Origin of the sequence: Streptomyces chisholmiae (assembly GCF_031845445.1) — a bacterium.
GTDB lineage: Bacteria > Actinomycetota > Actinomycetes > Streptomycetales > Streptomycetaceae > Streptomyces > Streptomyces chisholmiae.
Genome location: NZ_JAVREO010000002.1, coordinates 410,843 through 426,086 on the forward strand (window position 1 = coordinate 410,843; position 15,244 = coordinate 426,086).

Genomic DNA, 15,244 nt, shown 5'->3' on the forward strand with positions numbered 1-15,244 from the left:
AGCGCTCCCATTCTTGCTCGTGATGAGGGTACCGAAGGGGGACCGGTGGAGTGCTCAGCCCTTGAGCGCGCCGTTCATGATGCCGCCGACGATCTGCCTGCCGAACGCCACGAACGCGATGAGCAGGGGCAGGGTGCCAAGGAGCGCCCCGGCCATGATCACGCCCCGGTCGGGGACGTAGCCCCGGCCAAGTCCGGTCAGCGCCACCTGGACGGTCGGGTTCTGCTGGGTCAGCGCGATGATCGGCCAGAAGAACTCGTTCCAGGCCAGCACGAAGGTCAGCATCCCCAGCACGGCCATCGCCGGGCGGGCCGCGGGGAAGACCACGTGCCACACCACCCGCAGGCTGTTGGCGCCGTCCACCCGGGAGGCCTCGATCAGCTCCGTGGGCAGCGCCTGCAGCAGGTACTGGCGCATGAAGAAGACGCCGAAGGCGCTGACCAGGGTCGGCACGATCACGGCCTGGAGGTGGCCGGTCCACTCCAGTTCGGCCACGGCCATGAAGAGCGGCACCACGGTCAGCTGCGGCGGCACCATCATCGTGCCGATGACCAGCAGGAGCAGCAGGTTCTTGGCGCGGAACCTGAGCTTGGCGAAGGCGAACCCGGCGAGCGTGGCGAACAACACGGTGGTGGCGGTCACGGTCCCCGCCACGAAGAACGTGTTGATCATGGCCTTGCCCATGTTGGCGTCGTTCCACGCCGTGTCCAGGTTGGTGAAGAGCCGGTCCCCGAACCAGAACGGCGGGGTGGCCTCGGCCAGCCGGGAGTGGGGGTGCGAGGCCGCGATCGCCGACCACACCAGCGGGAAGAGCGAACCGACGGCGAAGACGGCGAGAATGAGATAGGTGAGCCAGCCGGCGCGCAGGTGCCCGCCCGCCTTGCCAGCCCCCGCGGTCTTCGCGGTCCGCCTCCGGCCGCGCTGGCCCGGGGGCGGAGTGCCCGGCGTCTCCCGCGTGTCCGGGGCGGCGACGTCTGTGGTGCTCGCCATCACGCCTCCTCGCCATTGCTCTTGCCCACCAGCCGGGTGAGCAGCCAGTAGATGAGCCCGATGATGATCAGCAGCACGAACATCGCCCAGGCGATGGCCGCGGCGCGGCCGAGATGCAGGTTGAACCAGCCGGTCTCGTACATGTAGAGGCCCAGCGTCTGGTACTGGCTCTGCGCGCCACCGTTCTCACTGCCGGCCAACAGCAGCGGCTCACCGAAGAGCTGGGTGGCACCGATGGTGGAGACCACGACGGTGAAGATGATGGTGGGCCGCAGCGCCGGGATGGTGATGTGCCGGAACTGCTGCCACCGGGAGGCGCCGTCCAACGAGGCCGACTCGTAGAGGTCGTTGGGCACGGCCTGCATCGCGGCCAGGTAGATCAGCGTGTTGTAGCCGGTCCACCGCCAGATCACGATGCTGGAGACGGCGAACTGCGAGGACCAGGTGCCGGCCTCCCAGTTGACCGGGTCGATGTTCACCACGCCGAGCGCCCAGTTGATCATGCCGTAGTCGCGCCCGTAGAGCATGGCGAAGACCAGGGTGGCCGCGGCGATCGAGGTGGCGTAGGGGGTGAGCAGAGCCACCCGGAAGAACATGCTGCCGCGCATCTTGTAGTTGAGGATGTGCGCCAGGCCCAGGGCCATCGCCAGCTGCGGCACCGTGGAGATGATGCCGATGGTGAAGGTGTTGCGGAGGGCGTTCCAGAAGAACTCGTCGTCCCAGAGCCGGGAGAAGTTCTCGAAGCCCACCCATTCCATCTGGTTGGGGTCGGTGAGCGACACCTGGTGCATCGCCGCCCAGCCCGTGTAGAGGAGGGGGAAGAGGCCAATGGCGGCGAAGAAGATGAAGAAGGGGGAGACGAAGGCGTAGGGGCTGTACTTCAGGTCCCATCGGTACCAGCGGGAGCGCCGCTCGGCCTGCTTCAGTTCCCGGGCCGAGAAGTCCCTGCCGGACTTCTTGGCGGACTTCTTCCCGGTCTTGCCGGAATCGTGGCGCGGGGCCGCGCCCCCCGAGGAGTCGGGGGGCGCGGCCGATGCGTGATCAGTCGTCATCTACCTGTCCTGGTCATTCCGCGAGGGCGTTGTCCAGCTGGCTCACGACCGAGTCCCATGCTTCCTCGGAGGAGAGGCCCTGCTGCTCGAGCGCGACCAGACCGTTGGTGATGTTCTCCTGGATCACCTGGTCCCGGGGGCCGATCACCTGGGTGGGGATGTCGGCGGCGGCGGCCGTGAAGATCTGCCCGATCGGCACGTCCGTCAGGTAGTCGTCGGTCGCCTCGGTCACCTCGGGCAGTTCGTGCGCCGCGGCGGAGCTGGGGAAGCTGCCGCGCTCGGCGAAGAGCTTCGCCTGCTGCTCGGGGGCGGTCAGCCAGGCGGCGAGCTTGACGGCCTCCTCCTTGTTGCTGCCGGCCTCCGGCACCCCGACGAAGGAGCCGCCCCAGTTGGACGGGGTGGGCGACTGCGCGACATCCCACAGGCCGACGCCGGCCTCGCCGCCCTCGGCCCTGATGTTGCCGAGCATCCACGCCGGGCAGGAGGCGATGGTGGCGAAGGCGCCGTTGGCGAGCGCGCTCTTCCACTCGTCGCTGAACTGCTGCTGCGCGTCGCTCAGTCCGGCCTCGGCGGCCTGCACGGACAGGTCCCAGGCGGTCTGGACGCCCTCGCTGTCCTGGTAGCTGATCTCGCCGGCGCTGTTGTAGTAGCGCTCCTCGTAGGCGGAGACCACCGCGTTGAAGACGCCACCGGCGGAGTCGACGTAGTCCGCGTCGCCCGGGGTGTTGGCGGCGAACTGCTCGCCCACCTCCAGGTAGGCGTTCCAGTCGGTGAAGAGGGCGCTGACCTCCTCGCGGTCGCTCGGCAGCCCGGCCTCCTCGAAGAGGTCCTTCCGGTAGCAGATGCCGGTCGGGCCGATGTCGGTGCCGAGGCCGATGATCCGGCCGTCCTCGGTGGTGGCCTGGTCCAGCTTCCAGGGCAGGAAGTGGCCGGTGTCGACGTCCTCGTACTCGGTGAAGTCGACCCAGCGGCCGTTGAGGTCGCCGGTCATCTCGGCGATGTTGCCGACCTCGATGGCCTGGACGTCCATCAGTCCGCTGTTCTGCGCGAGACGGGTGCGCAGCTGCTGGATGTAGTCGGCGTTCTCGGAGATCGAGTCCTGGGTAATGGTGACGTGCGGGTTCAGCTCCATGTACTCCTCGTACAGCCCGGCCTCCTCGAAGCCGAACTGACCGAAGACGCCGATGGTGAGTTCGACGTCGCCGCCGTCGCCCCCTTCGTCATCGTCGCTGCCACAGCCGGCGAGCAGACCGCTGGCCAGGGTGGCGGCGACGCCGAACGCCAGTACGCGGGTGGTTCTGCGGCTGGGACGGTGGATGGTGCGTGCTCTATCGCGCATAACGGGTTGGTCCTCCTGGCGCACACATGACGTTGCCTTCCCGGCCGGGGTTCTGCTGCGGCTGTGGGGGTGGGGCCTGGGCTCGGAACGTACGGGTTCTGTAGGGTTTTGGTCGCGTGGGAGCGCTCCCAGATGTGATGGGTTGAAGGCTTCCTGAGGCCTTGGCGAGTGTCAAGTCATAGAACAGGTCGCTTCGGTATCCGTGATGTAGTTGGACTCTGGGGCGCAAACGGGAGGAACCGATGGCAGTGACAAGGCGCGGCACCGGTCGCGACGGAAGACCAACTCTGGAGCAGGTCGCCGCCCGCGCCGGCGTGGGGCGGGGCACGGTGTCCCGCGTCATCAACGGCTCGCCTCGGGTCAGTGAACGCACCCGCGCGGCCGTTGAGCAGGCCATTGCCGATCTGGGCTACGTCCCGCACCGCGCGGCCAGGGCGCTGGCCGCCAACCGGTCGGACGCCATCGCGCTGGTGGTGCCCGAGGCCGAGACGCGGCTCTTCGCCGAGCCCTACTTCTCCGGCATCATCCGGGGCGTGAGCGCCGAGTTGGCGGATACCGATATCCAACTGTTGCTCACACTGATCCGCACCCCCAAGGAACGGGCGCGGTTCTCGCAGTACGCGGCCAGCCACCGGGTGGACGGCGTGCTGCTGGTCTCGGTGCACGGTGACGATCCGATGCCCGATCAGTTGGCCGAAATGGGCATCCCCGTGGTGATGAACGGCCGACGCTCCTCGGACGAGTTGGTCCCCCACGTGGACTGCGACAACGTCGGCGGGGCGCAGTTGGCCGTGGAACACCTGCTGGGCCGTGGGCGTTCCACGGTGGCCACCATCACCGGGCCGTCCGACATGTACGTGGCCCGCTGCCGGGTCGAGGGCTACCAGGAGGCGCTGCGTGCCGCGGGGCGGGAGCCCGACGAGGAGCTGATCGCCCGCGGTGACTTCTCCGAGGAGAGTGGGCACGCCGCGATGCACAAGCTGATCGCTCGGCGGCCCGAGTTGGACGCGGTCTTCTGCGCCTCCGACCTGATGGCCATCGGGGCCCGGCGGGCCCTGCGTGAGCTGGGACGTTCGGTGCCGGGCGATGTCGCCCTCGTCGGCTTCGACGACTCGGCGCTGGCCCGGCACATGGATCCGGCGCTGACCAGTGTCCGGCAGCCGATGGAGGGGATGGGCCGGGCGATGACCCGCTCGTTGCTGGCCGAGATCGGTGACGCCGGGCCGGACCGGCCCCGGTTGGTGCTGCCCACCGAGCTGGTCCGCCGGGCCTCGTCCTGAGTCCGGCGCGGGCGTCGGACCGCCGGCGGCGCGGGGCCCCGAGGGCCGGCGCGCCGCCGGCCCCGTCGTCGGCGTGGGGCGCCCGGCCGGCCCCGGCCCGGCGGGGACGGGGCGTGGAGGTTGGCCGTATCCATGCGGTGCCAAGCTCAGCGAAAGCGCTCCCACGAGGCACTTCTCGGCCAACCGACCGTCCGGATCGAGGGTCGGAAGTGGGGCAAGGTGGTCCCCGCTGTCGGTGTGGCGGTCTATGGTCCCTTGCATGGCTGTTCGACTACTCTGTGCGCCAGGCGAGTTGGATCTTCGCCGGCCGCTGCCCGGGCGTCCCGCCGCGGCGCAGCGCGTCACGGCGGTAGCGGCCACGGCCGGGCTGACCCGGATCGCGGTGGCCACGGCGGCGCCCTGGTTCCCCGGACTGGCGGAGCTGCTGGTGCTCGCCCCCGGCGGCCAGTCCCCGCCGGCGCGGCTGCCGATCGCCCGGCGTCCGCCGGGTGCCGTGGTGCGGGACCTGCTGTTCAGCTCGGGCGACGCCGCGCTGACCGTCTCCTTCGGCGGCAGCGAGGAGCAACAACCGGGCCAGGTGGCCCACTTCGCGTTGCGTCCCAGCGGTGAGGAGCGCTGGCGCCGCGCGCTCAGCCGGCCCGTCTACGCCGGCTTCGGCGAGTACGGCGGCCTGCGGCTGGCGGTGAGTGGTGACGGCCGGGTGGTCGCCGGCTGCGACCAGGCCAGTCGCAGCGTGCTCGCCTGGTCGGCGGCCGACGGTGACCGGCTGGTCGACGGCGCCGCCGAGCCGCCGCGGGTCGGCGGCAGCGAGGCGATCGCCGTCGACGCCGACGGCTCCCGGCTGGCCTTCCGGCTCTGCCGCCCCTATGAGCGGGCGCCGGCCGGTGGCATCGCCGTACTGGCCCCGCGCAGTGGGGCGTTGACGGTGCTGCCCACCGGCCTCGACTGGTGTGCCGGGCTGGCCTTCGCGCCGGATGGCGAGCTGCTCGTGGTGCTCGGCGTGGCGGCCGGCGCCGCCGAGGCCGTCTTCCTCGCCCCGGGCCGGCCGGCCGACGACGCGGTCGTCGAGCGGCGCCGGCTCACCGCGCTGCCGGCCGAGGCGGCCCAGCAGACGCTGCGCCCGGTCTGGGGCGCGGCCGGCCCCCGGGCCGCGTTGCGGGTCGGCCGCACGGTCACCGTGTGGGACCTGGCCGCCGGCGCCGCCCTGGCCGCCATCCCCGAGCTGGGCCGGTCCACGGCCTGGTCGCTCACCCCCGACGGCCGCGCGCTGGTCGTGGCCTCCCCCGCCGAGGTGTCCGCCCACGACCTCGACTGACCCTCGTCGACCCTGACTTCGCCCGCCGAACCAAGGACGGACGTCATGAAAGCCTCCGAGCCCACCGCCTCCTCCGACCCCGCCGCCCCTGACTCCGCCGGTTCCGACCCCGGGGCGTCACGGCCCGCCGTGCCCGGTGGCGACGCGGCGGGCTCGCCCGAGGAGGTGGCGCGGGCGTTGCTGGCCGCCCGGCCGAGCGAAGCGGGCTGGTGGGCGGTCTGCGACCAGTTGGACCGGGTCGAGCCGGCGCGGTTGGCCTCCTTGCGTCCCCTCGCGCTGCGCTGGCCGGCGGCCCAGCGGCCGATGCCGGACCGCTGGTGGGCGCAGTGGACGGCGGGGGAGTTCCGCCCCCAGCACGCCTTCGCCGGCACCCGGGCGTTGGGGCGGTTGGACCACGTGGAGACGGGCACGGTGGCCCACCCGGTGGCGGAGGACTGGGCGGACGACGGGGCGGAGGACGGCACCGAGGACGCGCCGGCCGGTGCCGGCACCGGCCGGGTGACCGCCGCCGGCACCGGAGTCGAGGCCGAGGTCGCCGCCGCCGGGGCCGGGTTCGGCGGGGTCGACGCCGGCGCCGAGGGCCGCACGGCCTACTTCTACAACGGCGCCAGCGCGGTCGCCGCCCCCGCCGGACTGCGCTGGCTGGCCCTGGCCGCGACGGCCGAGTGGCACCAGAACGGCGGGGACATGGTGCGCTGGGAGACCACCAGGGACGCCCCCCTGGTCTGGTACCTGGACGGGGCCCAGCACCACGACGAGTCCTACGACCTCCAGCTCAGCCCGGACGGCGAGATCGTGGTGGCCGCCGTCGAGGGGGTGTGGCACGCCTGGTCGGCGGCCACCGGTGAGCGGCTGTGGCGGGTGTTCCCGCACACCGCCGACGCCGCCGCCGGCGGCGAGCTGGCGCTGGACCCGGAGGACATCGAGGTCAGCATGGACGACCTGGTGCGCTTCGGCTTCTCGGCCGACAGCCGCCGGCTCGCCGTGGGGACCGGCGGGTCCGACGTGGTCGCGGTGCTGGCCAGCGACACGGGCGAGGTGCTGCTGCGGGTGCCGGAGGGAGAGGACGCCTTCGGCCCCGCCGCCCTGGACGCCGGCGGCGCGTTGTTGGCGCACACCGGGCCCGCCGGCCGGGTGGTGCTGCGCGAGGTGGCCGGCGGCCGGGTGCTGGCGGTCGCGGACACCGGGCTCAGCTCGATCGCGGCGCTGGCCCTGGCGCCGGACGGGGACGGCCTGTTCGTGGTGGGCGGCGTGGTGGGCGGGGTCCCGGAGCGCGCCGGTCTGGCGACCACGGCACGGCCGGCGGGCCGCCGGTTCACCGTGGCCAGGGCCGCCGACGGCACGGTGCGGCTCACCGGGCACGAGCTGTTGCGGCCCGCGGAGTTCACCGAGGGCCTGGACGCGGACTCGCCGTCCGCCGCCAGCACGGCCCGCGCCTGCTGGACGCCGGACGGACCGTTGGGGTTCGTCGGCGCGGACTTCGGGTCGCTGCTCTTCGACGGTTCGGGCCGCACCCTGTGGGCGGATCCGGCGGGCGCCGTCGGCGCCTTCACCCCCGACGGCCGCGCCCTGGTGGTCGTGCAGGAGGAGATGGACGTCTGGTTCGTGGCGGGCCTGGAGCGTCCGGACGAGCCGCCGCCGGCGGCGGAGCCGGCGCCCGGCCGGGTGTTGCTGTCCGGGCTGCCACCCGCCCTGGTGGGCGGCGGGCCCCCGGCCGGTGGCTCCGCCGGGGCGGAACTGCCCTGTTCGCACTGGTCGGTGCGGGTCGCCGCGGTGGCCGACGACGCGCGGGCGCTGGCCTTCTGCGCCAAGCTCGACCGCGATTCCGTCGGCCGCCCGCAGGTGCTGTGTCGTTGGCCGGACGGCGCCAGCGCGGGCGTGGCCCCCGAGGTGCGGCTGCTGCCCGCGGTGCCGGGCGCCTCCTACCTCTCCGACCTGGCCTTCTCCCCGACCGGCGAGGTACTGGCCAGAGGGCTGTTGGGCGAGGATTCGGCGCTGGTGTTGGACGAGGTGGCCGCCGGTGGGACCCGCTGGGTGTACACCCTGCCGCCGGTGCCCTGGGACGAGGAGGAGCGGCTGCGGACGGCGTTCAGCGCCGACGGTTCGCGGGTGGCGCTGACGGCCCATGTGACCGGTCGGGTCGTGGTGTTGGACGTGGCCTCCGGCAAGCCGCTGCTCTCGCTCGCCGAGTCCGCCCGCGAGACGGTCGCCTGGCGGGGGACCAGGGTGGACCTGGCCGCGTTGGACGCCACCGGCGAGCGGCTGGCCTTCGGGGTCAGGGACGCGGTGAGCCGGGTGGTCGTCCGGGAGGTGGGCGGTTCGACCGTCCCGGTCGCGGTGCCGGCCGGATTGCGCCAGGTCACCGGGTTGGCCTTCGCGCCGGACGGTCGGACGCTGGCGGTGGCCGGCGCGACCCACCGCGGGCACGCCGGGCTGTGGCGGCTGGCCCTGGGGGACGAGGTGGGCCGGGCCGCGGTCCCGCCGGTCACCGCGGTGCGCGACCTGCCGATGCACGACCAGCCGGACGGCCAGTTGGTCTGGTCGGCGGCCGGCCCGCGGGCGTACTTCCCGGGCAGTCACGGCTGGGGTGCGGTGTGGGACGCCGAGTCCGGCCGGATGTTGGTGGAGATACCCTTCGGCTGCGCCGACGGCGGGGTGGCCCTCTCGCCGGACGGCCGGACCCTGGTCACGGTGACGCAGTACGGCGCCCGGCGCTGGCCGCTGCCCGACGGGCCGCCCGCCCCCGGGCCACCGCTCTTCCCTGAGGCGCCGGCGACGCCCGGCTGAGTGACTGATGCCTCGGCGGTCCGCCTCGTCCGTGGTCCGCGTCCGACCACCGTCCCGGCCGAGTGCGCCCGCCGCCGCACCCGCCGCCTCCCCGGCCCGCTCCGGTCGGAGCCTCCGTGGACGGTCCCCCGCGCCGGGGCGCGGTGCCCGGCACGCACCGCGCCCCCGGTGCCGGGACCGGCACCGGGGGCGGGTGTGTGGGGGGTTTCCCGTGGTGTGCGCCACCCGGGACCTTCCGGCCGGTCACCCGGCCGGCAGGGTGTGGCTCACGCTGTGGTCAGGAGTCGGTCACAGCGGAGGGTAGGCGTTGGCCAGCAGCTCCTGGAACTGGGCGGAGAACCAGTGCCCGGAGATGGGGGCGTCCGCCAGCGCGCCGGACATGTTGTGGTTGTTGCGCGGGTTGCCCTCGTAGGTGGGGTCGCACATCCGGTCGAAGCCCTTGCCCTCGTCGTTCGGGATCTCCTCGCTGGAGCCGTCCGACTCACCCGGGGGCTTCACCCACACGTAGGCGTCGATGCCCTCGGCGGGCGCGACCTCGGGCCGCTCACCGAGACCGGCACCGGCCTGGTTGCACCAGTTGCCGGTCTGGAAGCGCTGGTCGACGCGGCTGCCCTCGACGTAGGCGTTCACGTCGGTCTCGGGGCCGGGGCCGGTGGGCCGGTCGGGGCCGCCCCAGCCGCTACGGGAGGTGTCGATCAGCATGCCGATGTCCGAGTTGAAGCCCTGGGACACCAGCTCGGTGCGGAACGCCTGGGCGAAGGACTGGTTGTCCACGAAGCGGTTCCAGTCGACCCAGTCGCTCTCGCGGACCGAGGTGCCGCCCACCGTGTCGTCGATGCCGTAGTGCGGCTCGACCGCCGGGCCGTAGTTGGCCGTGTTCACGATGAAGCCGTGCACGTCGTCCACCGTGGCGCCGCCGGTGTTGGCGGTCTCGGCGAACAGCTCGGCCGAGGCGCCGAAGTTGTCGTCCCAACCGATCCAGCCGTAGTGGCCGGCGTCGATGTAGTTGTAGACGTTCGGGATGTCGCCCAGCGTGTCGATCGCGTAGGAGACACCGTTGACGTAGTTGCCGTTGGCCAGCATCTCGTCGCACTCGGGCGTCGCCGTCTCGCGCGGACTGATGTTGGTCACCAGGTTCGGCAGCGAGTCGATCTCGATGACGGTGACGATCCGCAGGTCGGCGTAGGCCGGGTCACCGAGGATCTCCGCGATCGGGTCGATGAACTCCGACTGGTAGACGTCGAGTTCGTCCGGCCCCAGCTCACCGTTGGAGGCGAGCGCGGCACAGTCGCGACCGGGCAGGTTGTAGATCACGACCTGGAACACGAAGTTCTCGTGGTCCTGGGCCTGGACCAGCGCGTTGTCGAGGTGCTCGCGCAGACCGGTGCTGTTGCCGGCCGAGCCACCCTCGATCGCCGCGCGGCGGTCCAGCCAGACCGCGGTCGGCTCGTCGGCGATGGCCTCGCCGCCCGGCTCGGCGGCGGCGTTCGCCGACCAGTCCGGGTTCACGTACACGCCGGCGCCCTCGTACGGGTTGTCGACCCGCTCCAGGGGGCGGACGTCCTCGTTGGCGTTGGCCATGCCGAGGGTGCCGAGCGTCAGCGCGCCGGCGCCGATCAGGGCGCCCGCGACCAGCGTGGCCTTCTTCTTCCTGCTGCGGTGCGGTGGGGGGTTGGTGCGGCTCATTGCGGTACTTCCTCCAGATGGTTGCGTTCAGCCCGGCGAAGGTGCGCGTCGGACCGTCGTGCGTCAGGTAAGGAAGGGCGAACCGGTGGGTTCACCGGACCCGCGCGGGGTGGACGAGGAGCGGGGCCGGACGACCTGTTGACGGTGCCGCCGGGTCCCGTCGCCGTCACCTGTCCACGGGAAGCCGGTGAAACCGGCCGAAGGGCCTGCGGGCCCTCCGCACGTCCCGGAGCCCGCGGGCGGCGGGCCGGGAGGGGTGGCCGAGATCTCCGGAAGTGGGGGTGGGGGTGGGGGATGGGGGTGCATTCGGAAGCGGCTCCGATCGTCCGGCGCCTGACTTCGACGCCGTCCACAGCTTGGGACCGCTCCCACTGGTTGAAGGGACCGTAGGCCAATCAACCCCCGTTCGCCAAGGGGTCGTTCAAGAATTTGCCGCTGACCTGCCCCTTAAGCATGGGATTTGTTCGAGGGGTTGACGTGTTCAGGTAATGCTTTGATTCTTGGGAGCGCTCCCACTGGTCCTGGTGCGCGTCACCCGACGGGCACGTTCTCCCACCGCCGAGTCGCGAGGAGGTGCGATGCGAATCCACCGTGGATCTCCCATCGAGACTTCAGCAAGAGCGAGAGCACGCAAGAAGAGCCGCCGTCTGTGGGTCACCGGTGCCGTGGCCCTCTCCCTGCCCCTGGGGCTGGTCGCGGCCAACAGCGGCAGCGCCAACCCGGCGGCCGCCGAGAGCGGCGTCGGCGTGCAGCAGTACGAGGACCAGTTCCTGGAGCTGTACGACAAGATCAAGGACCCGGCCAACGGGTACTTCTCCCCCGAGGGCATCCCGTACCACTCGGTGGAGACCCTGATCGTCGAGGCCCCGGACCACGGTCACGAGACGACCTCCGAGGCCTACTCCTACCTGATCTGGCTGGAGGCGCAGTACGGCCAGGTCACCGGTGACTGGGCGCCGTTCAACGACGCCTGGGCGCTGATGGAGGAGTACATGATCCCTGGTGCGGCGGACCAGCCCACCAGCAGTTTCTACGACCCGTCGGCCCCGGCGACCTACGCGCCGGAGTCCAACGACCCCTCGAACTACCCGGCCGAGCTGGACGGCAACGTCCCCGTGGGCGACGACCCGCTGGCCGGCGAGCTGTCGTCCACCTACGGCACGGACGACATCTACGGCATGCACTGGCTGCAGGACGTGGACAACGTCTACGGCTACGGCAACACCCCCGGCGACCCGTGCGGGGGCAACGCCGACGGCCCGTCGTTCATCAACACCTTCCAGCGCGGTCCGCAGGAGTCGGTGTGGGAGACCGTGCCGCACCCCTCCTGTGACGACTTCACCTTCGGTGGCGAGAACGGCTACCTGGACCTGTTCACCGACGACGCCGCGTACTCGGCCCAGTGGCGCTACACCAACGCGCCCGACGCCGACGCGCGCGCCGTGCAGGCCGCCTACTGGGCCAACCAGTGGGCCTCGGAGCAGGGCAACCAGGCGCAGGTCGCGGCGACCGTGGAGAAGGCCGCCCAGATGGGCGACTACCTGCGGTACTCGATGTACGACAAGTACTTCAAGCAGGTCGGCGAGTGTGTCGGCCCGACCACCTGCCCCGCCGGCAGTGGCAAGAACAGCGCCCAGTACCTGATGTCCTGGTACTACGCCTGGGGCGGCGCGATGGACACCTCCGCCGGCTGGTCCTGGCGGATCGGGTCCAGCTTCAACCACTTCGGCTACCAGAACCCGCTCGCCGCCTACGCCCTGTCCACGGACGAGGCGCTGATCCCCGACTCGCCGAGCGCGGGCGAGGACTGGGGCACGAGCCTGGACCGGATGGTGGAGTTCTACCGCTGGCTGCAGTCCGACGAGGGCGGCATCGCCGGCGGCGCCAACAACAGCTGGGACGGCGCCTACGCGGAGCCCCCGGCCGGCACCTCCACCTTCTACGGCATGTGGTACGACGAGGACCCGGTCTACCACGACCCGCCGTCGAACCAGTGGTTCGGCATGCAGGCCTGGTCGATGCAGCGGCTGGCCGAGTACTACTACGAGTCGGGCGACGCGCTGGCCGGCGAGGTCCTCGACAAGTGGGTCGCCTGGGTGCTGCCCGAGGTGACCGTGGGCAACGGCGCCGACTTCGCCATCCCGGCCACGCTGGCCTGGTCCGGTCAGCCGGACACCTGGGACCCGGCGAACCCCGGTGACAACGCCGACCTGCACGTCGAGGTCGTCGGCCACTCGCAGGACGTGGGCGTCGCCGGCTCGCTGGCCAACGCGCTCTCGTTCTACGCCGCGGCCAGCGGCGACACGGCGGCGCAGGAGACCGCGGCCGGTCTGCTGGACGCGCTGGTCGCCAACTCGGACGACATCGGGGTGGCCACCGAGGAGGTCCGCGAGGACTTCGGCCGCTTCGGCGACGAGGTCTACGTCCCGGCCGGCTTCAGCGGCACCATGCCCAACGGCGACGTGATCGAGCCGGGCGCGACCTTCGAGTCGCTCCGGTCCTTCTACCAGGACGACCCGGACTGGCCGCAGGTGGAGGCGTACCTGAACGGCGGCGAGGCGCCGACGTTCACCTACCACCGCTTCTGGGCGCAGGCCGACATCGCCATCGCCCTGGCCACCTACACCAACCTCTTCGGAGAGGACGCGTAGGAACCGGCGCGGACACGTGGGAGAGCCGGGGGCGGAGCGGATTCCGCCCGTGGCACGAGCGGCCGGAGCGGACGGCGCGTGATCCGTTCCGGCCGGTCACCAGCACCACCGAGGGCCCTGGTGAGAGCGCACCAGGGCCCTCGGCGTGCCCGCGTCCGGACGTCCACCCCGTGGGTACGCCGCTACCAGCACCAGAAGGCCGCTACCAGCACCAGAAGATCACGCAGACGGTGTCGTCCTCCTCCTCGCCCCCGTCGTCCTGGCCACCGCCGTCCCCCGTGCCGCCGTCGCCGCCGGACCCGTCGTCGCCTCCGTCGCCGGGGTCGGGGGTGCCGGACTCCTCGTCGGTCGGCTCGGTCGGGGCGGGTTCCTCGGTCGGGTCGGTCGGCTCGGTCGGGTCCGGTTCCGCCGGTTCGACGGTGCCGCCGTGCTCGGTGGGCGGGGGCGGCTCGGAGCTGGGCGGCGCGGCGTCCTCGGTGGGTTCGTCGGCCGCCGTCTCGGCCGGTTCGGCCGGGGCCGTCTCCCCCGTCGGCTCGGGCGCCCGCTCGGTGGGGTCCGGTTCCGGGGTGGCCGGCTCGGTCGTCTCGGTCTCCCGGGGCGCGGGGGAGTCGGCCGCCTCGACGTCCCGTGCCGCGGTGGCCTCGCCGCCCGGCAGGACGCGGTCCCCCACCTCGGCGACCGCGAAGCCCAGCACCGCGACGCCGAGCACGCCGGCGAGCAGGGCGCGGCGCCGGCTCCGGCCGCCGCCGGCGGCGTGCCGGCGGGAGCGGGGCCGCGGGCCGGCCGCGCCGGCGCCGGCCTCGGGCGCCTCGGCCGGGCCCGGCTCGGCCGGGCCGGCGTCGGCCGGCGCGCCGGCCTCGGCGGGCCGTGGCGCGGTCCGGTCGGCGGCTGCGGTGGTGGCGGTCGTGGGCGGCCGGTCGGGGGTGGGGCCCTCGGTGCCGCCGGCGTCCTGACCGGCCGCCGGCCAGGAGACCAGCTCCCCACAGCCCGGGCAGAGCAGCGCGCCGTTGATGTGGCGGCGACAGGTGACGCAGTAGTCCATGGCTCCCCGTTCCGTGCGATGACCCCGTGGGAATTCGCACACCCTAGCGCCGTGGGAGCGCCTCCATACGGTCCCGACGGAACGGGCACCCGAGCCCCATGAGACGTCAACTGTTCCTTCGCGCAACGCGGTTCCCGGGCGGCTCGGGAGCCGCTCGGAGCACGGGGAGCGCCGGACTGTCAGCGCCCGGCGCTACCCTTGGGCGCCATGTGTGGACGGTATGCCGCGAGCCGGCGGCCCGAGGATCTGGCGGGCCTCTTCGACGTGGCGCTGCTCGACCCGGGCGACCCCCTCCCGGCGGACTGGAACGTCGCGCCGACCAAGGAGGTCTACGCGGTCCTGGAGCGTCCGGTGAAGGAGGCCGGCCCGGAGCCGGTGCGGCAGCTGCGCCGGCTGCGCTGGGGGCTGGTCCCGTCCTGGGCCAAGTCCCCCGACGGGGGCGCCCGGATGATCAACGCCAGGGCCGAGACGGTGCACGAGAAGCCGGCCTACCGCCGGCCGTTCGCCGCCCGCCGCTGCCTGCTCCCGGCCGACGGCTACTACGAGTGGGTGACCGGGGACGCGGAGCGTGCCGAGGAGGAGAAGGGCAAGCGCAAGCGGCCCCGGAAGCAGCCGTACTTCGTCACGCCGAGCGACGGCTCGGTGATGGCGCTGGCCGGGCTCTACGAGTTCTGGCGGGACGGCACCCTGCCCGACGACCACCCGTCGGCCTGGTGGGCCACCTGCACGGTGGTGACCACGGAGGCGGAGGTCAGCCCGCTGCCCGGCCGTGGGGATGACGCCGAGGGGCCGCGCACCCTGGCCGACATCCACCCCCGGATGCCGTTGGCCCTGCCGCCTGACCGGTGGGACGCCTGGCTGGATCCGGCCCTCCGGGACCCGGAGCGGATACGTGGCCTGCTGGCCGCCCCGGCGCCCGGCTCCTTCCGGGCCTACCCGGTCGCCACCAGCGTCAGCAACGTGCGGAACAACGGGCCGGAGCTGGTGGCCGAGCTGCCGGGGCCGGAGGAGATCACCCTCTTCTAGCTTCTAGCTTCTGGCTTCTGGCTTCTGGCCGGCGCGGGCCGGCGGCCCGCCGCCGCGCCGCCCGCTCGCCTCGCCG

10 protein-coding genes are annotated in these 15,244 nt (G+C 72.7%); 5 read left to right on the top strand and 5 right to left on the bottom strand.

Annotated elements, in window-relative coordinates:
* Nucleotides 1–54: 54 nt before the first annotated feature.
* The 3 genes from RM844_RS04730 to RM844_RS04740 are packed head-to-tail and all read right to left on the bottom strand — an operon-like array spanning nt 55 to nt 3,381.
* Nucleotides 55–990, bottom strand: a complete 936-nt coding sequence (locus tag RM844_RS04730; RefSeq protein ID WP_311665045.1) for a carbohydrate ABC transporter permease — start codon at nt 988–990, stop codon at nt 55–57.
* Nucleotides 990–2,042: a carbohydrate ABC transporter permease gene (locus RM844_RS04735; protein WP_311665047.1), complete on the bottom strand. Its 1,053-nt coding sequence runs from the start codon at nt 2,040–2,042 to the stop codon at nt 990–992. Before RM844_RS04735 ends, RM844_RS04730 begins: the two co-directional genes overlap by 1 nt.
* 13 nt (nt 2,043–2,055) lie before the next feature.
* A complete protein-coding gene (locus RM844_RS04740) occupies nt 2,056–3,381 on the bottom strand; it encodes an ABC transporter substrate-binding protein (protein ID WP_311665049.1) in 1,326 nt (441 codons plus the stop codon).
* A 242-nt stretch (nt 3,382–3,623) separates the two neighbouring features.
* On the opposite strand from RM844_RS04740, the gene RM844_RS04745 reads away from it, so the two are divergent.
* The 3 genes from RM844_RS04745 (at nt 3,624) to RM844_RS04755 (ending at nt 8,763) form a co-directional block, all read left to right on the top strand.
* Complete coding sequence (locus tag RM844_RS04745) at nt 3,624–4,661, top strand: LacI family DNA-binding transcriptional regulator (protein WP_311665051.1); 1,038 nt, start codon at nt 3,624–3,626, stop codon at nt 4,659–4,661.
* 259 nt (nt 4,662–4,920) lie between these two features.
* Nucleotides 4,921–5,976 carry an SMP-30/gluconolactonase/LRE family protein gene (locus RM844_RS04750; protein ID WP_311665054.1) on the top strand — a complete coding sequence of 352 codons (1,056 nt, stop codon included), beginning with the start codon at nt 4,921–4,923 and terminating at the stop codon, nt 5,974–5,976.
* 45 nt (nt 5,977–6,021) lie between these two features.
* A complete protein-coding gene (locus RM844_RS04755; RefSeq protein ID WP_311665056.1) occupies nt 6,022–8,763 on the top strand; it encodes a WD40 repeat domain-containing protein in 2,742 nt (913 codons plus the stop codon).
* A gap of 288 nt (nt 8,764–9,051) precedes the next feature.
* On the opposite strand, the gene RM844_RS04760 is transcribed toward RM844_RS04755, so the two are convergent.
* Complete coding sequence (locus RM844_RS04760; RefSeq protein WP_311665058.1) at nt 9,052–10,449, bottom strand: glycoside hydrolase family 6 protein; 1,398 nt, start codon at nt 10,447–10,449, stop codon at nt 9,052–9,054.
* A 578-nt stretch (nt 10,450–11,027) separates the two neighbouring features.
* Between RM844_RS04760 and RM844_RS04765 the strand changes: the two genes are divergently transcribed.
* Nucleotides 11,028–13,100, top strand: coding sequence for a glycoside hydrolase family 48 protein (locus tag RM844_RS04765; protein WP_311665060.1), 2,073 nt, complete (start codon nt 11,028–11,030; stop codon nt 13,098–13,100).
* Between the two features lie 202 nt (nt 13,101–13,302).
* Here RM844_RS04765 and RM844_RS04770 read toward each other — a convergent pair whose 3' ends face one another.
* Nucleotides 13,303–14,142 (bottom strand): SCO2400 family protein, encoded by an 840-nt coding sequence (locus RM844_RS04770; RefSeq protein WP_311665062.1) that lies wholly within the window; start codon nt 14,140–14,142, stop codon nt 13,303–13,305.
* 207 nt (nt 14,143–14,349) lie between these two features.
* Between RM844_RS04770 and RM844_RS04775 the strand changes: the two genes are divergently transcribed.
* On the top strand, nt 14,350–15,168 hold the full coding sequence (locus RM844_RS04775) for an SOS response-associated peptidase (protein ID WP_311665064.1): 819 nt from the start codon (nt 14,350–14,352) through the stop codon (nt 15,166–15,168).
* The last annotated feature ends 76 nt before the right edge of the window (nt 15,169–15,244 follow it).